Here is a 17,508-nt window from a genome sequence, read left to right on the forward strand (position 1 = left end):
GGGGGAGGATTATGAAAAAGATAAGTATATTGGGTATCCTGGCTATATTGGTCATTGTTGCAGAGTTTGCCTATGCGATGATAGCGGGCTGGGTGGATATGAAGAATAGTTTTCTTGAGGGTTACAATAGTGTAAATGTACATTCGGGAACTCCACAGCCGGAGTATTCCGGTTTATTTGATAAGGTATATGTGGATGTAAGACCTTTGGAAACGACAGCAGTCGATTCCTTGACGAATCGTTTTGCCGATAAGTCAGTACCTTATCAGGTAAAGAGAATAGGCACTGTGATTGTCCCCACTGTCTGGAGTTCCATAGTGAACTTCTTTGCCATGTTTGCCATCATTCCTTTCTTTGTAGGAATCTATTGCCTGATACGTTTGCTGGTATCCATCTCAAAGCGGGAAGTGTTTACTTCGGATAATGTAGCCCGGTTGCGTTTCTTTACTTATTCGTTTGCTGCATTGTACGGCTTGATGACTTTGCACGATTGGCTGAATCATCTTGAAGCAGTGAAGCAAGTGGCTCTGCTGGGCTATGAAGTGGTTGCATCGCATGATACGGATTTCACATCCCTGGTTATTATAATTCTTTTCACCGAGATATTTGCCGCCGGGGTGAAGATAAAGGAAGAACAGGACTTAACTATTTAGGTGTGAGTGGGAAAAGAATAATTGATAAATAGAACACAATTATATGATTATAGTAAACCTTGACATAATGATGGCCCGAAGAAAGATATCTTTGGGCGAACTGGCGGAGAAGATTGATATTACGCCTGCCAATCTCTCTATTCTCAAAACCGGAAAGGCTAAGGCCATCCGTTTCTCTACACTGGAAGCAATCTGTAAGGAACTTGATTGCCAGCCGGGGGATATACTGGAGTTTAAGGAGGGATAAATAGGGAGAAGAAGGCGCAAGTAGAGGTTGAAATGCTTACCGCCTTAAGAAACTCCGTTTATGTACTACAGTAAACGCCTTTACATACTACGGTAAACGCCTTTACATACTATGGTAAACGTCGTTACTTCATAATGTAAAAGCCGTTACATTCTGGAGTAACGGCTTTTACATTATAGGGTAAACATCCGGTAAATATAATCTGCTGATTATTAGTTTATATATTGTCGGTCGTAACCTTTAGATGCCTTTCGCTTTGAAGGCCAGCGCATACATTCGCATCTGCTTTACCATAGACAGCAGTCCGTTGCTACGGGTGGGCGACAAGTGTTCCTTCAGTCCTATTTTATCAATGAAATAGAGGTCGGCATTCAGTATCTCATCCGGTGTGTGCCCGGAGAGTACTTTGATAAGCAGTGAAATGATTCCTTTCACAATTAGTGCGTCGCTTTCGGCCTGGAAAATAATTTTTCCGTCCACTTCGTCTGCCTGCAGCCATACGCGGCTCTGGCAACCTTCAATCAGGTTTTGTTCCGTCTTGTATTTTTCGTCGAGCGGTTCCTGCTCGTTTCCTAAATCAATAAGAAGTTGGTACCGGTCCATCCAATCGTCGAAATCATTGAATTCGGCAATTACTTCATCTTGTACTTCGTTGATACTTATCATGGGATTTACTATTTTACTATTTACGATTTACTATTTGATGGTCTATTTCTCATTGTAGATGACTTCGAGCAAGGTCTGTCCCACTGCGTTGAGAGTGCCCTTGTCGATGATGTCCATGGTGTCGTCTATCGTGTGCCAGAAGTCACCGAAGCCGGTGTCGCAGTTCGGGTCATAGTTGATGATGTCTACGCAGGGAATCTGCCGCAGGTTGTATACATACATATGGTCGTCTGTCACTTCGGTGCCTTTTTCTTTGGGGAAGAAGTTGCCGAAGCCCAGGCGGTGGGCTGTGTTCCATATCTTGTTCACGTACTTACCGGCGGTTCTTTGAGAGAACTGTTCCTTGTAGAAGGTGGCGTTCTTTCCGCCTACCATGTCGAGCAGGATGCCGTAGCGGGCATTATAGCCGTCTACATGGGGTACTCGTCCCCAATATTGCGAGCCCAGGCACCAAGTGTCGTTCTTGTATGCACCTTGATAGAAGTAGGGGATGCCATAGTCTTCGGCGTCAAAAAAGATGATGTCGATGCCGATGGCTGGAGCCTGCTGTTGCAGTTGGCGGGCCACTTCGAGCAATACGCCTACACCGCTGGCTCCATCGTTCACACCCAGGATGGGGCTGTGATGCTTCGTCTTGTCGGCATCCTGGTCGGCATAAGGACGGCTGTCCCAATGGGCACAGAGCAGTACACGCCTTTTGCTTTCCGGATTATAGGCGCCGATAACATTGCGCGCTTTCAGGATGGTGTTGTCGTAAGCCACCAGGTCGGCATACTGGTTGTATACTTTGGCGCCGAATTCCTCCAGCTTCTTGGCAAGGAATTCTCCGCAGGCTTTGTGGGCGGCGGTGTTGGGCACGCGCGGACCAAAATCCGCTTGGGTCTGTATGTATTGATATGCACTGTCTGCACTGAACTGAGGCACTTGGACAGTCGCTTGGGTCGCATTGCCCTCACTGTCATTATCGGCTGCAGACTTGCTGCTGTTGTTGCTGCATGCCACTATCGCTACAATCAGCAACAGCAGCAACGGGATGAATGTATAATTCCGTTTCATTCTCTTTCTGTATTAAAACTTAGTTTCACTTCTTTCTTTCCAACTTTCAGTGTTACCGCAGCGCCGTTTATCAGCGGTACATTCATGCTGACATGTCCGACGGGAAAATCGAAACATATCGGGTAATCGTATTCCTTCACCAAATCGGCCAATGCGCCATATAGGTCTTTTCCCAGGGACTTGTTCTCCTCGTATTCGGTGAATTGTCCGATGATGAGGCCGGAAAGCTTGTCGAGGACACCTCCCAGTTTGAGATTGTACATCATGCGTTCCACCGCATGTGGGCGTTCTCCCACATCTTCGATGAAGAGGATGGTGCCTTCGGCGGGAATATCGTAAGGAGTACCACGCAGCCCGTAGAACACAGACAAATTGCCGCCGCGTAACACGCCTTTTCCCTCTCCCTTATGATTTAGTTTGTGCCCCGGGCAGACATAACTGAATGCTTCGGTTCCTCCCAATGCCTGCCCGAATAGTATATCCTTCAGTGCTTGTGTGCAGAAGTCGTCTTCCGGTTCTACTGTGAGATGGCGCGCCATGGGGGCGTGCAACGACGCGAAGCCATTCTGCTGGAACAGATTATGGAGGGCGGTGATGTCACTGAATCCGATGAGCCATTTGGGATGCTGCCTGAACTTGGTAAAATCCAGTTTGCCTATCAGATGCGCGGCTCCGTAACCGCCCCGACTACAGAATATGACTTTGGCTTCTTCATCGTCCATGGCTTCCTGCAGGTCCTCGAGGCGTTGCCGGATATTTCCTGCATACGTTCCGTTGGAACTCCCCGCGTGCTTTGCGAATACGACTTCCAGCCCCCAGGACTTCAAACGTTTGTAGGCGCCTTTCAGGAAAGATTTGTCAATCTTGCTGGAAGGGGAGAGAACAATGACACGATCACCTTCCTGCAGATACGGAGGGAAAATAAGACTACCCATATTATATTATCAATCTATTTTGGGCAAAAGTACACAATTCACCACAGATATCACAGATTAACACGGATTTTTAACAGAAGAGAGGGAGGTTATATATGATATATAATCAGCAGAGTAACTCAAATTCTGTTCAAATCCGTGTCAATCTGTGTAATCTGTGGTGAACATATCAAAATGATATTAAACATATAAAATTTCAATGGGGCAAATGCCGTATTTCTCGACATTTTTTTAGATATTTGCTAAAAATCTAACGTTATGGAACCGATACGGAACTTTGCCCAGTTAACAGCCCACCTGAAAACCTTGAATAAGAGGAAACGTATTGCGGTAGTCTGTGCCAATGACCCTAATACAGAATATGCCATATCCCGTGCCTTGGAGGAGGGGATTGCGGAATTTCTGATGATTGGCGATTCTGCCATATTGGAAAAATATCCCACCTTGAAGAAATATCCTCAATATGTCAGTACCTTGCATATAGAAGATTCCGATGAGGCTGCACGTGAGGCGGTGCGTATCGTACGCGAGGGTGGAGCGGACATCCTGATGAAAGGCATCATCAATACCGACAATTTGCTACGTGCCATTCTGGACAAGGAACATGGTTTGTTGCCTAAAGGAAAGATTCTGACCCATCTGGCCGTGATGCAGATACCTACTTACGATAAACTGCTCTTTTTCTCCGATGCTGCGGTCATTCCCCGCCCGACACTGCAACAGCGCATTGAAATGATTTGGTATGCCATCCATACTTGCCGCCATTTCGGGATAGAGCAGCCACGTATCGCGCTGATTCATTGCACGGAGAAGGTAAGCGCCAAATTCCCCCATTCATTGGACTATGTGAATATTGTGGAACTGGCGGAAGCCGGAGAGTTCGGCAATGTCATCATCGACGGCCCGCTGGATGTGAAGACCTCTTGTGAGAAGACGAGCGGTAACATCAAAGGCATTGTGTCACCGATTGACGGGGAGGCGGATGTGTTGATATTCCCAAACATCGAATCGGGCAATGCTTTTTATAAGGCTGTATCTCTGTTTTCTCATGCCGATATGGCCGGGTTGCTGCAAGGACCCTCATGTCCGGTGGTATTACCGTCGCGTAGCGATTCCGGTTTGTCCAAATATTACAGCATTGCCATGGCTTGCCTGACCAGCGGGGTGAAAGAGCCTTGATTGTAATTAGTAATTTGTAGTTCGTAATTTGTAAATCGTAATCAATGAAAATACTGGCAGTAAATCCCGGTTCCACCTCGACAAAAATTGCTGTCTATGAGGATGAAACTCCCCGTCTGGTACTCAACATCCGGCATTCGGTGGAGGAGCTTTCCCAATTTCCCCGCATCATCGACCAGTTCGAATTCCGCAAGCACTTGGTGCTGGAAGCGCTGGAGGCCAATGACATTCCCTTTAAGTTCGATGCCATCGTCGGCCGTGGGGGATTGTTGAAACCCATTCCTGGCGGTGTGTATGCCGTGAACGATGCCATGTTGGACGATATGCTCCACGCCATGCGTACCCACGCCTGCAACTTAGGTTGTCTGATAGCCCACGAACTTGCCGCCATGCTGCCCGGCTGCCCCTCTTTCATAGCCGATCCCGGCGTGGTGGACGAACTGGACGATGTGGCACGCATCACCGGTTCGCCTCTGATGCCCAGCATCACCATCTGGCACGCCTTGAACCAGCGAGCCATCGCCCGGCGCTATGCTGCCGAGCGTAGTGCCCTGCAGCCCGAAGCTCCCGTGCATTACGAAGACCTCAATCTGATTGTCTGTCACTTGGGTGGAGGCGTTTCCGTAGGAGTCCACCGCCACGGCCGTGCGGTGGACGTGCCCAATGCCCTCGACGGTTTCGGTCCTTTTTCGCCCGAACGTGCAGGTACCCTGCCCGCCGGGCAACTGATAGACCTTTGTCACTCGGGGCGTTACACTACCGAAGAACTGAAGAAACGTATTTCCGGCAAGGCGGGACTTGCCGCCCATTTGGGTACTACCGACATTCCCGCCATAGAGAGGCGCATCGCTGAGGGAGACACCCATGCCGCTTTGGTGCTTGATGCCATGATTTACCGCATTGCCAAGGAGATAGGCGGTGCTGCTGTTGTGCTTTATGGCAAGGTGGACGCCATTCTGCTTACGGGAGGTATGGCACATTCCGAGTACATCACTTCGCGGTTGCAGGAGCGCGTGTCTTTCCTTGCTCCCGTCCACGTCTATCCCGGAGAAGACGAATTGGAAGCATTGGTAATGAATGCGCTGGGAGCTTTGCGTGGAGAGCTTCCGGTGCAGGTTTACCGATAATAATCATATCGCTTTTGTTCTTCATGAAAGTGTCATAACTCACCACAGATTACACAGATTCACACAGATAAATATGTCAGATATCAATAAACTAAAAAAATCTGCGTGAATCTGTGTAATCTGTGGTGAGTTATGACATATATGGAATCCCGGTTTACTTACCGTAATCGTCGTACATCATCAACAGATGTGAGGAGCTCCAGCTGAAATGGGGAGCTTTCAGGCGTTCGCCGGTATGGGTTCCGTAGTTCTCGTGGATGGGAGCACCCTCTTTCAGCCCACTCAGGCGGTCGAAGACTTGCAGCGTATATTCATCTGCCAGCCGGTTGTAGCCGTAGTTGCGCAGTCCGCGGATGGCAAAGTAGGTTTGGTCCAGCCAGATGGGGCCACGCCAGTAGCCGCGCGGATTGTATTTGGGATTGTCGGCGGCAATGGTCGGGAAGGGGATATACGTGGAGAACTTTGCCGTATCTTGAAGCATGGGCAGCATGCTGTCCACTTGCGCTTGTGTGGCAATCCGGGTCCACAACGGAGTGTAGGCTTCGCAGCCCGGCTCTTCGATGAATGAACCGTCCTTCAGGCGGCGATCGCAGAAGAAGTTGATGTTCTTGTCAAAGAAATAGTCGGCTACCTGGCTACTGTAGTCCGGTGCGTCGAAAGGTATCTTCAGCAGGCTGGAGAATTTCTTCAGCAGTTTGCATTCCAGTGCCAGATAAGCGTTCAAGTCCACACTCTCCTGATCCATACTCCAGGCATCCTCGTAGCCTTCGTTTTTCAGCATCACGGCGCCGTCAAAACGGATGGCGTTGTCCATGCCGCTTTCCCAGGCGGCAGCTTCCAGTGTTCCGTCGGTAGCACCGTACTCGCACATGCCATTGCGGTTGTGGTCGCGCTTCTCGTACCACCATCTATAATAGGAGAGCAGTTGCGGATACATCTCGGCAACGAAGGCGGTGTCACCCGTATGGGTAAATATTTCATCGACAGCCCAGCATACCAAGGGAGGCTTGCTGTCACGGGCATTGTTCTCGGAGGGGTCGGTGTAGATACAGTCGATAATCATGCCGTCCGGTTGCTGGTAGTCGAACATGGCTCGGATGTTGTTCTTGGCCAGTTCGGGGTCGAATTTGGCGGTTCCGGCACTGAAGCGCCAGCTATCCCATGCCCAAAAGCCGACGAAATAGCCTACGGCATGGCTCGGGATGATACCTTCGTGAAGCAATCCACCGCGGTGTGTCCGCCAATTGGAGATGAGCGTGGTGACGGCTTTCACGGCGATACGGTCATATTCGGGCTTCATGTCCTTGCGCAGTATCTTGGTGAGGTAACCTTCCCAACGTTCGGCATTGGCTTGCAGGGCGGGGGCGGGATTGTTGAGCAGGCTCGGCAGGTTTTGCAGGTTGGCAGTCATCTCTTTTTCGGAAGTGAAGAAAGAGATGGCTACGTTGACAGGGTAGCGCGGAGAGCGGACGAGGGCTGTATAGTTATTGTCGGTCTTGGCCAGCTCTACATTGGGGGTAAAGGTCACGGTCACGGTTTCGCCACTGGGATGACGGGCGATGACGGAGTTCTGTTCTACGCTGACGGTGATGTCTTTGCCCCATTGGCTACCGGAGAGCAGCAGGTCTTCAGCCGTGTCGGCTTCGATGCGCAGCAAGGCGGTCGAGGCACTTGTGAAGTTGAGCCGTTGCGTGATGCTCCCGTGGGTGGAATGTGCCGACATATAGAGCTCGCCGGGGTAATAGCAAGTGGAATCCGGAACAAAAATCTCTTGTGTATCTTTGGCAAAGCTTACGACGGCGGCTGACTGTGCCATCCACTGGCGGCGGAACATATCGAGGCTGAAGGGGCCGCAGAAGCCGTTGACCCATTGTTGCCGTTCGGGCAGCGTGAAGCCCATCCACGAGCCGGCGTCGGTGAACCAACCATAGCAGCGGTGCAGGGTGTCGGGAGTGTAGGAGATGTCCAGTATGTCGGCGAAGGCATACCGTTTCTCCGTAGTGCTTTTCATGCCGGGGGTGCAGGCTGCGATGCCTGCGGCCAACAATGTGAAGCAGAGTATGCGTATAAATTTGTATTTCATATGAATGAGGTATTTAACGGTTATTTGTGCGCTTGTTCCGCTGCATCATCCTCCGGTGCGAGAGGGGCGAGCGTGAAGCTGTATTTCCATTCGTGCGGAGTGATGGTGTACTCGGGATGAACTTGTGCTCCCCAGGTATTGTCACCGCCTACGCCCATCTGCTTGTGGTCGATGTTGAGCCATATCATATCTTTCTTCTGGATGCTTCCACCGTGGCGGCGCTCCATCTGTGAGGGACGGTATTCAATGTCCTCCATCGGGAAGTTCCAGGCGCTTACGCTCAACGGTTCCTCGCCCACTACCAGCAGACCTTCACCGGCAGCATTGCGCAGGGCCACCCAGCGTACGTCACAATGATTGGCCGTCTCTTGGGCACGTACATACGGATGGAATTGTTCCCACACCGTGGCGTTGTAGAGGCCTATCAATGCTCCCGTCTTGCGGTCGGCGTACGTCTCTTGCGGACCACGGCCCAACCAGGTCATCATTTCATATTCGGCAGGGAGTATCATGCGCATGCCCAGACGAGGCATCTCGCTCAATGGCTTCTTGCCGGGGGTGAAGTGCATGGTTACCTGAACCTTGCCGTCGGGAGTGATTTTGTAGAGAGTCTGCAAATCAGCATCTTGTTCTTCCATGCGGTAGGTCGCAGTGACAGTAGCCGTTTGTCCGGCTTCTGCAACTTCGATGTTCTGCAGTTTGGCATCGCGTCCGGCGTTTCTCCAGGTGCCGCAGCGTATCAGGTGCCCATTTGGAATATCATTATCGGTCAACGGGCGCCAGAAGTTGGGTTGTAGCCCTTCTTTAATCAGATTCTTTCCGGTGTAGTTCAACTCTGTCATTTCACCGTTTCGGGTAGAGAAAGCTACCTGGAAGTTGTTGCCTTTCACGGTCAGTGTTTCGTTGTTGCGGTCTACGGTCAGCGTTCCTTCCACCGGCTGAACAGTTTTGGCTGACGGTGCAGAAGGCAATTCCCATTGTTCGATGGCAACCTCGTGTCCTTTCGGTACTAATGGCGCTTCGTGCTTGGTGAATGCACGCAGTGTGAGGAAATACTCCTTGCCGTCGGCAGGCAGCGCTTTCAGTGGCAATTCTATGTTGGCAGAGTTTCTGGGAGCAATCTTGGGGAAATCCATCTCACCGTTCTGAACGGTCTTGCCGTCGCATTCCACTGCCCAGCGGAGGGTATATCCTTCCAATCCGATGAAATCGTGCCAGTTGGTGACCTTTATCTTGTTCGGGGTGAAGGCGAGTGGTTCGAAATGGATATATTGCAATACCTTCTTCACTTCGTAGATGTGCGGGTGCGGGGTGCGGTCGGCAGCAATCAGGCCGTTGGCACAGAAGTTGGAGTCGTTGACGACGCCTACAAATCCCATGTCGCCGCCAAAAGCCCAGATGTCGCGCTGGTTCTCGTCCTTGATGGCAAACGTCTGGTCCACCCAGTCCCAAATGAAACCGCCTTGCAGTTGGTCGTACTTGTAAATCAAGTCCCAGTAGTCCTGGAAGTTTCCTACACTGTTGCCCATGGCATGGGCATATTCGCAGAGAATCATGGGGCGGGCATCACGCTGGTTCACGTGCTGGCGCAGCCTCCAGATGCGTGCGTACATGGGGCAGTAGATGTCGCTCTTTGAGTTGTAACCACCCCCTTCGTATTGTACGGGACGGGTGGGGTCTATCTTCTTGGTATAGTCATACAGAGTTTCGAAGTGCTTGCCGTAGCCCGACTCGTTGCCCATGGACCAAGTCACGATGGCGGAGTAGTTGCGGTCGCGTGCAATCATGCGGCTCATGCGCTGCATGAAAGGCACCTCCCAGTCGGGATAGTTGGTAAGGGTCTCATCCTTGTGGAACATCATGCCATGGCTCTCGATGTTGGCTTCGTCTACCATATAAAGTCCGAATTCTGTGCAAAGCTCGTACCACGCATAGTTGTTCGGGTAGTGGCAGTTGCGTACACCGTTCAGGTTGAACTGCTTCATCAGCTGGATGTCGTGTATCATGGACCCCACGGTGATGGTACGTCCCTTGTGCGGGTCGTGCTCGTGACGGTTCACCCCCTTGAAGAGGACGGCCTGGCCGTTAATCATCTGCATGCCGTTCATCATTTCCACGGTACGGAAGCCAAAAAGGTGCGTAAAGGATTCCTGCGGTTTCCCTTGTGCATCAAAGGTGCTGACTACCAGCGTGTAGGTGTTCGGTGTTTCGGCATTCCAGGCTCGTGCATTCGGGAACACTTGCTGCTGGGTAAACAAAGTGTCTGTGGCAGAGGTTATGGACTTTTTCCGATCATAGATAACCTTGTCCTTGTCCATTACCTTGACTTCCACCGTTTCTCCGGCTTTAGGCCGATGGAGGAATACGTCCAGCTTTAGTTCGCCATCCTTGTAGTTGTTTATCAGTTCCGCTGTCATCCGGAAGTCCTTGACGCGGCTCTGGGGGCGGGCGTAGAGATAAACACTCCGTTCGATGCCGCTGTATTTCCAGTAGTCCTGGCCTTCCAGGTAGGAACCGTCGCTATAACGGAATACTTTTACAGCCAGTTTATTGTTGCCCTTCTTCAGCAGGTGGGTGATGTTGAAGTGCGACGGCAGGCGGCTGTCTTCTGCATATCCTGCCAATTCGCCGTTTACCCATACATAGTAGGCAGACTCCACCCCTTCGAAATTAAGGAAGATGTCCATGCCTTCCCAGCTAGCCGGGACGGTGAACTCGCGGATATAAGCACCTACGGGATTGTAGTCGGTAGGCACGTAGGGCGGATTGGGGGGGAACGGATAACGGGTATCTGTATAGATAGGTGCATCGAAGCCTTGCAGTTCCCAGCTTCCCGGAACTTCAATTTTACTCCACTTGCGGGTACTGAATCCGGGCTTGTGAAAGTCTTTGGGGCAGAGGTCATTGTTCTTTGAAAAAAGAAATTTCCAGGTGCCGTCCAGAGTGATACGGCGTTCCGTTGCAGGATTAACGTCGAACCGTACGTTGGCGGGCAAGGCACGTTGTTTCAATGCGTTGGCTTCATTCGTAAACGGAGTGAAGTGGGCGTGCATCGGTTCTCTGTTCATTTCGTTGACTTGCGGGTTCTGCCACGGCTCGTTGTCGGCCAGGGCACCGGTGCAAAGCAGCGAAGAAAGGAGAAAGGTATAAAGTTTGGTTTTCATTATTAATAGGATTTAGTGATATAAAAATGGCTCTTGTCAGAGACCGGTGTCTGTCAAAAGAGGGTAAAAGCCCTATATCGAGCAGAACAATGTCACCAGGAACGGAACGCTGAAATCGACCACAAACCCGTGGAAGATGGAAACTACAACAAACTGCTGTCCGGCTGTCCGTGTGATGATGGGCAGTGTGGTGTCCATCGTCGTGGCTCCTCCGGCAGAGATGGGGGCAAGGTTTCCGAACCATCGTACCAGCAACGGGGCGGCCAGCAGTGTCAGAATCTCCCGGCTGATATTGGCAAGCAGGGCGATGGTGCCCAGCTCGGCTCCCTTGTATTCGGTAATGAAGATGCTGGAGAGCGAGTAATAGCCGAATCCCGAGCCTACGGCCAGACAGTCCGTTATAGAACGGTGTGTCAGAATCAGACTGACGGCTGCCGAACCTGCCAGTGTTCCCAGTATCGTCATGATGGGCAGGAATACCAGCCGCGGATTGAGTGAACGGAAGTTCTTCAGGGTCTGCGGGTCGTTGCCTACGCTCAACCCTACACTGAACATCAGCGCGCAAAGCGCGTAATAGCTGATATTGGTTTCTGCAATATCAAAAGGCAGCAGATGGCACACACCACAAATCGTACCCAATACAAAAAAGCCCACAATGATAAGACTTCCTTTCATGCCCTGCCTCCTTTCCTTTTATACAAGGCTCTCCAGAGTGCCCAAGCAGCGATAACACTTCCCAAGGTCCCTCCCAGGGTGAGGACAACGGCTTCATATCCGATGGTATGGAGTCCTCTGATAATCTCTTCGTTACTTCCTACCTCAATACCGAGGATAAACAGTAGCAGCCAGATAAGCAGGGTGATGATTGGATGAATCTTCTTTAAGTCCCGTTTCCGTAAGAGGTAGCCCAGCAGCATTCCTGTGAGCATTAGTCCGATGATTGTAAACATTGTCTGTATGGTTTTGTGAATAGATGGAAAGCTGTCTTACCCTCAAAAGCGCCTCCTGTTTAAAGAGGGGAAGGCGCTTCTGAGGTTTGACAATTGCAAAATTACTTCATTTCCAAATATCTTTGGTTCTCTTTCACTCCTTTTTCTTGTGCAGGGCATAAGCGGAATGAGAATTCCATCTTACGGGCAGGAATCAGGTATGGTTGATGCGGGTAGGCTCCCCAACTGGTATCTCCACCCACACCCATCTGCTTGAAGTCTATGTTCCAAGTCACCATATCTTTGGGTTGGATGTCTGAGATATGGCGTTGTGACTTGCGTGTGCCGGGTTCATCCAAATCTTCTGTCGGGAAGAGGTAGGCACTGCCGCTGATTGTGGGTGCACCGATAACCATCAGGCCATTGCCTTTCAGATCGGTGAGGCTCATCCAACGTACATCGGTCTTGTTGCCGTTTTCTTGTGGACGGTCGTAGGCGAAGTACTGTTCGGCTACGCTACCTTTGTACAGACCCACGAAGGAAGAACCGTTGCGGTCGCAATAGTTCTCGTGCGGACCTCGACCTAGCCATGCCATTTGGTCGTATTGCTTGTTCAGGGTGATGCTCACACCCATGCGGGGCATCAAAGGTAAAGTGTCGTTGGCAGGAATGAAAGTACAGTTCACATCGAGGCTGCCTCTCGGTGAGAAGCGGTAGCGGACAATGAATTCCGAACCGGCAACTTCTTCGGGCAGACGGTAGTGTGACACTACTTCATAGCCATCTTTGTCGAGCGCTGTTTTCTCCAATGAGGTGAGTTTGGCGCCACGTCCGGCTTCACGCCACGGGCGCAGGGTCTTGTTCATGTCGTTGCCCATGTCATTGTCCGTCACCGGACGCCAGAAGTTGGGACGCAGTGCTTCCTTAATCATCTCTTCCTTGCCTTCCTTGAACGAGCAGAGTGCTCCGGTGGCTTTGTCGAATCCTACACTGACATTTCCGGCAGTGAGGACAAGCAGGGCTTCGCTGTCGCTTGCCGTCACGTTGCCTGAGGCAGCTTTGGGGGTAACAGCCTTATAGAAGGGAAGCTTCACTTGTTCGGCAGCCAATTGTGTACCGGCCTTCAGCAGACCCTCGTCGCGCTTCTGGCTGGCATAGAAATTCAGGTAATATTCTACTCCTTCGGAGGAATGGATGGTGGGGAACTGTGTCCGGAATACGCCTGTCTGTTGGGCGGGTAAATCTACATTATCTATGCGTCCTTGTGCCAATACTTCGCCGTTGCCTTCCAAACGCCAAGTGAAGTCAAAGTCATTCAGGTTGGTGAAGAAGAACTTGTTTCTAAGCTCTACCAATCCTTCGTGATAATCGAGCAATCTGAAAGCCATATTCTGGTATACCCGTTTCACTTCATGTATGTGGGGCTTCAATGTGCGGTCTGCGGCAATCAGGCCGTTCATGCAGAAGTTGGCCGAGCTTGGAGTGCCTTCGGGGGCAAGGTCGCCGCCGTAGGCCCAGTAGAACTTACCGTCGTCGGTCTTGTTGTAAAGACCCTGGTCCACCCAGTCCCAGATGTGACCGCCTTGTAGAGAAGGGTACTTCTCGATGATGTCCCAGTAGTCTTGCAGATTGCCCACACTATTACCCATAGCATGAGCGTATTCGCAGAGGATGAGGGGCATGGTGGGCAGATAGAGAGCATGGTTTATCAACACGTCTATCTTCTTGTACATGGGGCAGAAGATGTCGGTGAAAGGACGGTTTTTGCCAGAGTCCTCGGAGTGTACGGGGCGTTGGGAACGGTCGTGGGCATGAATCCAAGCATAGGTGGCTTGGAAGTTACAGCCTGAGCCGGTTTCGTTGCCCAATGACCAGATGATGACGCAGGGGTGGTTCTTGTCGCGTTCAAACATACGTTCTGTACGGTCGATGAAAGCCTTCTGCCATTCGGGTTGGTTGGCGAGGCATTGGTCGGGTTTGTAGCCCATGCCGTGGCTTTCGATGTTGGCCTCGTCCACTACATACATGCCGTAGATGTCGCACAGTTCATACCAGCGCGGGTCGTTGGGGTAGTGGGAGGTGCGCACGCTGTTGATGTTGTTTTGTTTCATCAGTTCCAGGTCGCGTATCATGGAGGCTTCGTCCACTACATGGCCGTGGTAAGGGTCGTGTTCGTGGCGGTTTACGCCCTTGATGTAGACGGGTTGCCCGTTGACGAGTAACTGTGCATGTTTGATTTCCGATTTGCGGAATCCGATGTTGCGGCAGATGTACTGTGTCTGGCCGTTGGCACGCAGTGTAATCATCATCTGGTATAGGTTGGGCTTTTCAGCACTCCACAGTAGGGGCGTTTCGATGTGTTTCAGGAAGTGCAGCTTGTTGTCTTTGGCGCGTTGGCGTTCGGTGTAGATGACTTTTCCCTCTTTGTCCGTCAGGCTCACTTCCACTTCGGCACCTTTTACCTTGGGCGTTTGAGTACGTTGGGAGTTTTGGGCATTGTCCAGTTCCGCATAGAGGTGGAAGTCGGCGTCCTTATACTCGTTGTCGAGGTCGGTCACTACTTCAAAGTCGCGCACGTGGATGTTGGGACGGGCATAAAGGTACACATCACGTTGTATACCGGCAAAGCGCCAGTAATCCTGATCTTCTAAGTAGTAGCCGTCGCTGAACTTGAATACCTGCACGGCAATCTCGTTCTGTCCGGTTACTGCATAGGGGGTGATATCGAACTCACTGGGGGTCTTGGAATCTTGCGAGTAACCCACCTTTTCACCGTTGACCCACACATAGAAAGCTGAGGCCACGCCTCCGAAGTGGAGGACGATTTGCTTGCCTTTCCAGTTGGCAGGGACGTTGAATGTGCGTTTGTAGGAACCTACGGGACTGTTTTCCACGGCAATGAGTGGCGGGTTGCGCTTGATGCCGTAGCCGGCACCTACATAGAAAGGATGGCCATAGCCTTCCATTTCCCAGTTGGCGGGCACTTTGATGTTGCCCCATCCGCTTACATCGTGGCCTTTTTCAAAGAAGTCCATCGGGCGCTGGTCCGAACGGGGAACAAACTGAAACTTCCAGGTACCGTTCAACGACTGAAAATATTCCGATTGACTCTTGTCGTTCTTCACTGCTTTCTCTTTGGTGGTGTAGGCCATGAAGGTGGCGGCAGAAGGCAGACGGTTGATGTGCAACACATCAAAGTTTTCCCAATCGTTGTCCGAGTGAGGATATTTGTCGGTTCTTACGGCGGTTTCCGCTTTCTTGGTGTCGCCCGTCTTGGTCATGGGTGTACCGTCGTACTGTGCAAATGCGCATAACGGTAGCATCAGTGCGAGGGTGCAGATTGAATGTATCTTATTCATATTCGTATGCTTTTAATGATGTATAATCGTTTGTCTTTTCAGACTTTTGAGAGTTGTTTTGCGTGAGAGTTACTCATCGAGCAGCATCTTGATGATACATGCCGAACTCCAGCCGAAGTTAGGCGAATTGAGCGCTTCGCCGGTCAGCGGGTTGTAGTTCTCGTGGATAGGGCCGTCGGTGGTGAGTCCTTGGGCGTTGTTGATGAACTTCTCAGTCAGTATGTCGGCTTCCCGGTCGAAACCATAGTTGCGCAGGCCGGTGATACCGAAGTACACTTGGTCTACCCAGACCGGACCGCGCCAGTAGCCGCGCACGGGACGCAGGCGAGGATGGCTGATGTCCAAGGTACCCAATGGAAGGGTGGAGTTGAACTTCTGCGGGTCCATCATCTTCTGCATCACCTGTTTGGCCTGTTCGGGAGTGGCGATGCCTGCCCAGAGTGGCAGCCAGCATTCGGCACCCATCACTTTGATGTGCTCGCCGGTATCGATACGGGTGTCGTAGAAGAATCCGGTTTCCTTGTCCCACATCTTTGTCTGTACGAACTCCTTGATGACTTTGGCTTCGGCATTAAGCTGTGCCGCCAGTTCGGGCTTGTTCAGGAGGGTTGCCATTTCGGCGAGGATGGTCTTGTCTACGTAGAGGAACGAGTTCAGGCAGATGTTCTCCTGGTTCATGGACCATGCCTTCTCGCTGTTTTTCTGCATCACGGCATCGTCAAAGCGTACGCCGTTGTCCATGCCGCTTTCCCAACAGGCAGCAATGAGAGTGCCGTCGGTGGAACCGTATTCGCAGATGCCGTTGTGATTGTGGTCGCGCTCGGCATACCACCACTGATGGAACTTATAGAGCTTGTCGAACATTGTTTCGAGGAATTTCTTGTCGCCGGTAGCTTTATACACGTTCATGGCTCCCCAGGCGGCTACGGGCGGTTTGGCATCGCGCCAGTTATTGTATTTCTTGTTGTAGCTGATGAAGTCGGGTACCATGCCGTTGTCGGCTTGATAGTCGAAGAGGGTAATCATTTCGCTTTTGGCTATCTCCTCGTTGAAATGTACGTTGCCCGAAGCAATCTTCCAGGAGTCCCACGACCAGATGCCGTTGATGAATCCGTTGTACGACGGGTTGCTGCCGCCATGCAGGATGTCACCGGCAGGGGTGCGGTAGTTGCTGTTCAGGGTCATCATTGCTTTTACGAGTACCTTGCGGTATTTGTTGTCCTTGAGGTACTTGCTGTTTCCGCTCAGCAACGAAGCGATTTGTGCGTTCCATTGCTGTTCGTTTAGTTCAAAGCAATTGTCTATATTCAGCGTTGCTATGGCAGCCAGTTCTTTGGCTGTGTCTTCACCGCGCAGCGTTAGGGTTTGAGTCATCTCCGACTGATAAGTCTTGCCGGGTTCCAGGGTCATTTCACTTTTTTCTGTGACGTGCAGGCTATCGCTCCCCACAGCCTGAATCTTGTCTGCTGTGAGGAATCGGATTACCGTGTTCGTGGAATCTTTGGGGCGGATGAAAGAGAGACCTTTATCTATGCTGCTTACGACAGAGGTAGGCTCGTATACGCCTCCGTTCCAGTCGAAGCTGACCTTTACCGGTTTTTGGCTCATATTCTTCACGATTGAACGTATGGCTACGGAACGTGAGGTGAGGTAGCACAATTCGGTAGTGAAGTTTAAGTTCTCATCGTTGTATTCCTGTATCAGTTTGCCGGGGAGGTATCGGGTGGTCTGTACATTGTACACCATCCTATACTGTTCGCCGTTCACCCACAGCGTAGGTTCGGCGAGTCCGGCAGCTATCCATCCGCGTCCGGTCATGACCATAGGTCCCATGAAAGCACCGGCATGGCGACGGTTTTCGTTGTCGGGCAGTGAGTATGCCATCCAAGCACCTTTGTCGGCAAAGACGTAGGCATCCCAGTCTACGGCTCCGGCGGGAGTGTTCTTTATGTTGATAAGATTACAGAAGTCCGCTTGCTTGGATAAAAGCGGTTCTGAAGAAGTGGGAGCTTTGACGCACGAGGCCAGTATGCAGGCAACGATGCCAGTCAAAGCGATGTTTTTATTTGGATGTCTCATGGTAAATTAAGTATATGATGAAATGAAGTCT

General features: G+C 51.2%; 13 protein-coding genes. 4 read left to right on the plus strand and 9 right to left on the minus strand.

What is annotated here, in order from left to right; translation table 11 throughout:
- The first annotated feature begins 11 nt into the window (after window positions 1-11).
- Window positions 12-653, plus strand: coding sequence for a DUF2975 domain-containing protein (locus DWZ67_RS06880; protein WP_117881111.1), 642 nt, complete (start codon window positions 12-14; stop codon window positions 651-653).
- Between the two features lie 43 nt (window positions 654-696).
- On the plus strand, window positions 697-900 hold the full coding sequence (locus DWZ67_RS06885) for a helix-turn-helix domain-containing protein (protein WP_005830522.1): 204 nt from the start codon (window positions 697-699) through the stop codon (window positions 898-900).
- 240 nt (window positions 901-1,140) lie between these two features.
- Here the strand turns inward: DWZ67_RS06885 and DWZ67_RS06890 are convergent, their stop codons facing one another.
- From DWZ67_RS06890 to DWZ67_RS06900, 3 genes are read right to left on the minus strand one after another with little or no spacing between them, the layout of a single operon-like run.
- Window positions 1,141-1,563 carry a SufE family protein gene (locus tag DWZ67_RS06890; protein ID WP_034523308.1) on the minus strand — a complete coding sequence of 141 codons (423 nt, stop codon included), beginning with the start codon at window positions 1,561-1,563 and terminating at the stop codon, window positions 1,141-1,143.
- Window positions 1,564-1,608: 45 nt separating this feature from the next.
- Complete coding sequence (locus DWZ67_RS06895) at window positions 1,609-2,622, minus strand: M20 family metallopeptidase (protein WP_120138441.1); 1,014 nt, start codon at window positions 2,620-2,622, stop codon at window positions 1,609-1,611.
- Window positions 2,619-3,557 (minus strand): LD-carboxypeptidase, encoded by a 939-nt coding sequence (locus tag DWZ67_RS06900; protein ID WP_009037685.1) that lies wholly within the window; start codon window positions 3,555-3,557, stop codon window positions 2,619-2,621. Before DWZ67_RS06900 ends, DWZ67_RS06895 begins: the two co-directional genes overlap by 4 nt.
- Window positions 3,558-3,815: 258 nt before the next feature.
- Here DWZ67_RS06900 and DWZ67_RS06905 point away from each other — a divergent pair, with 258 nt between their 5' ends.
- Window positions 3,816-4,736 carry a phosphate acyltransferase gene (locus DWZ67_RS06905; RefSeq protein ID WP_005834523.1) on the plus strand — a complete coding sequence of 307 codons (921 nt, stop codon included), beginning with the start codon at window positions 3,816-3,818 and terminating at the stop codon, window positions 4,734-4,736.
- A 44-nt stretch (window positions 4,737-4,780) separates the two neighbouring features.
- Window positions 4,781-5,863: a butyrate kinase gene (gene buk / locus DWZ67_RS06910; RefSeq protein ID WP_005830498.1), complete on the plus strand. Its 1,083-nt coding sequence runs from the start codon at window positions 4,781-4,783 to the stop codon at window positions 5,861-5,863.
- Window positions 5,864-6,017: 154 nt separating this feature from the next.
- Here buk and DWZ67_RS06915 read toward each other — a convergent pair whose 3' ends face one another.
- The 6 genes from DWZ67_RS06915 to DWZ67_RS06940 all read right to left on the minus strand — a co-directional run bounded on the left by DWZ67_RS06915 (window position 6,018) and on the right by DWZ67_RS06940 (window position 17,477).
- On the minus strand, window positions 6,018-7,946 hold the full coding sequence (locus DWZ67_RS06915) for an MGH1-like glycoside hydrolase domain-containing protein (RefSeq protein WP_008662663.1): 1,929 nt from the start codon (window positions 7,944-7,946) through the stop codon (window positions 6,018-6,020).
- 20 nt (window positions 7,947-7,966) lie between these two features.
- Entirely contained in the window at window positions 7,967-11,110 is a 3,144-nt protein-coding gene (locus DWZ67_RS06920) for a glycoside hydrolase family 2 TIM barrel-domain containing protein (protein ID WP_120138443.1), read from the minus strand.
- Between the two features lie 72 nt (window positions 11,111-11,182).
- On the minus strand, window positions 11,183-11,785 hold the full coding sequence (locus DWZ67_RS06925) for a lysine exporter LysO family protein (protein ID WP_005830487.1): 603 nt from the start codon (window positions 11,783-11,785) through the stop codon (window positions 11,183-11,185).
- Window positions 11,782-12,060 carry a LysO family transporter gene (locus DWZ67_RS06930; RefSeq protein WP_005834527.1) on the minus strand — a complete coding sequence of 93 codons (279 nt, stop codon included), beginning with the start codon at window positions 12,058-12,060 and terminating at the stop codon, window positions 11,782-11,784. Before DWZ67_RS06930 ends, DWZ67_RS06925 begins: the two co-directional genes overlap by 4 nt.
- 101 nt (window positions 12,061-12,161) lie before the next feature.
- Entirely contained in the window at window positions 12,162-15,398 is a 3,237-nt protein-coding gene (locus tag DWZ67_RS06935; protein WP_120138445.1) for a glycoside hydrolase family 2 TIM barrel-domain containing protein, read from the minus strand.
- A 69-nt stretch (window positions 15,399-15,467) separates the two neighbouring features.
- Window positions 15,468-17,477, minus strand: coding sequence for an MGH1-like glycoside hydrolase domain-containing protein (locus tag DWZ67_RS06940; RefSeq protein WP_005834530.1), 2,010 nt, complete (start codon window positions 17,475-17,477; stop codon window positions 15,468-15,470).
- Window positions 17,478-17,508: the final 31 nt, after the last annotated feature.

This window comes from Bacteroides sp. AF34-31BH, from assembly GCF_003602795.1.
Classification (GTDB): domain Bacteria; phylum Bacteroidota; class Bacteroidia; order Bacteroidales; family Bacteroidaceae; genus Bacteroides; species Bacteroides uniformis.

What these genes read in the sequence shown, in the direction of transcription:
- DWZ67_RS06880 (WP_117881111.1), top strand. Translation starts at nt 12, where the DNA reads ATGAAAAAGATAAGTATATTGGGTATCCTGGCTATATTGGTCATTGTT.
- DWZ67_RS06885 (WP_005830522.1), top strand. Translation starts at nt 697, where the DNA reads ATGATTATAGTAAACCTTGACATAATGATGGCCCGAAGAAAGATATCT.
- DWZ67_RS06895 (WP_120138441.1), bottom strand. Translation starts at nt 2,622, where the DNA reads ATGAAACGGAATTATACATTCATCCCGTTGCTGCTGTTGCTGATTGTA.
- DWZ67_RS06900 (WP_009037685.1), bottom strand. Translation starts at nt 3,557, where the DNA reads ATGGGTAGTCTTATTTTCCCTCCGTATCTGCAGGAAGGTGATCGTGTC.
- DWZ67_RS06905 (WP_005834523.1), top strand. Translation starts at nt 3,816, where the DNA reads ATGGAACCGATACGGAACTTTGCCCAGTTAACAGCCCACCTGAAAACC.
- buk (WP_005830498.1), top strand. Translation starts at nt 4,781, where the DNA reads ATGAAAATACTGGCAGTAAATCCCGGTTCCACCTCGACAAAAATTGCT.
- DWZ67_RS06915 (WP_008662663.1), bottom strand. Translation starts at nt 7,946, where the DNA reads ATGAAATACAAATTTATACGCATACTCTGCTTCACATTGTTGGCCGCA.
- DWZ67_RS06920 (WP_120138443.1), bottom strand. Translation starts at nt 11,110, where the DNA reads ATGAAAACCAAACTTTATACCTTTCTCCTTTCTTCGCTGCTTTGCACC.
- DWZ67_RS06925 (WP_005830487.1), bottom strand. Translation starts at nt 11,785, where the DNA reads ATGAAAGGAAGTCTTATCATTGTGGGCTTTTTTGTATTGGGTACGATT.
- DWZ67_RS06930 (WP_005834527.1), bottom strand. Translation starts at nt 12,060, where the DNA reads ATGTTTACAATCATCGGACTAATGCTCACAGGAATGCTGCTGGGCTAC.
- DWZ67_RS06935 (WP_120138445.1), bottom strand. Translation starts at nt 15,398, where the DNA reads ATGAATAAGATACATTCAATCTGCACCCTCGCACTGATGCTACCGTTA.
- DWZ67_RS06940 (WP_005834530.1), bottom strand. Translation starts at nt 17,477, where the DNA reads ATGAGACATCCAAATAAAAACATCGCTTTGACTGGCATCGTTGCCTGC.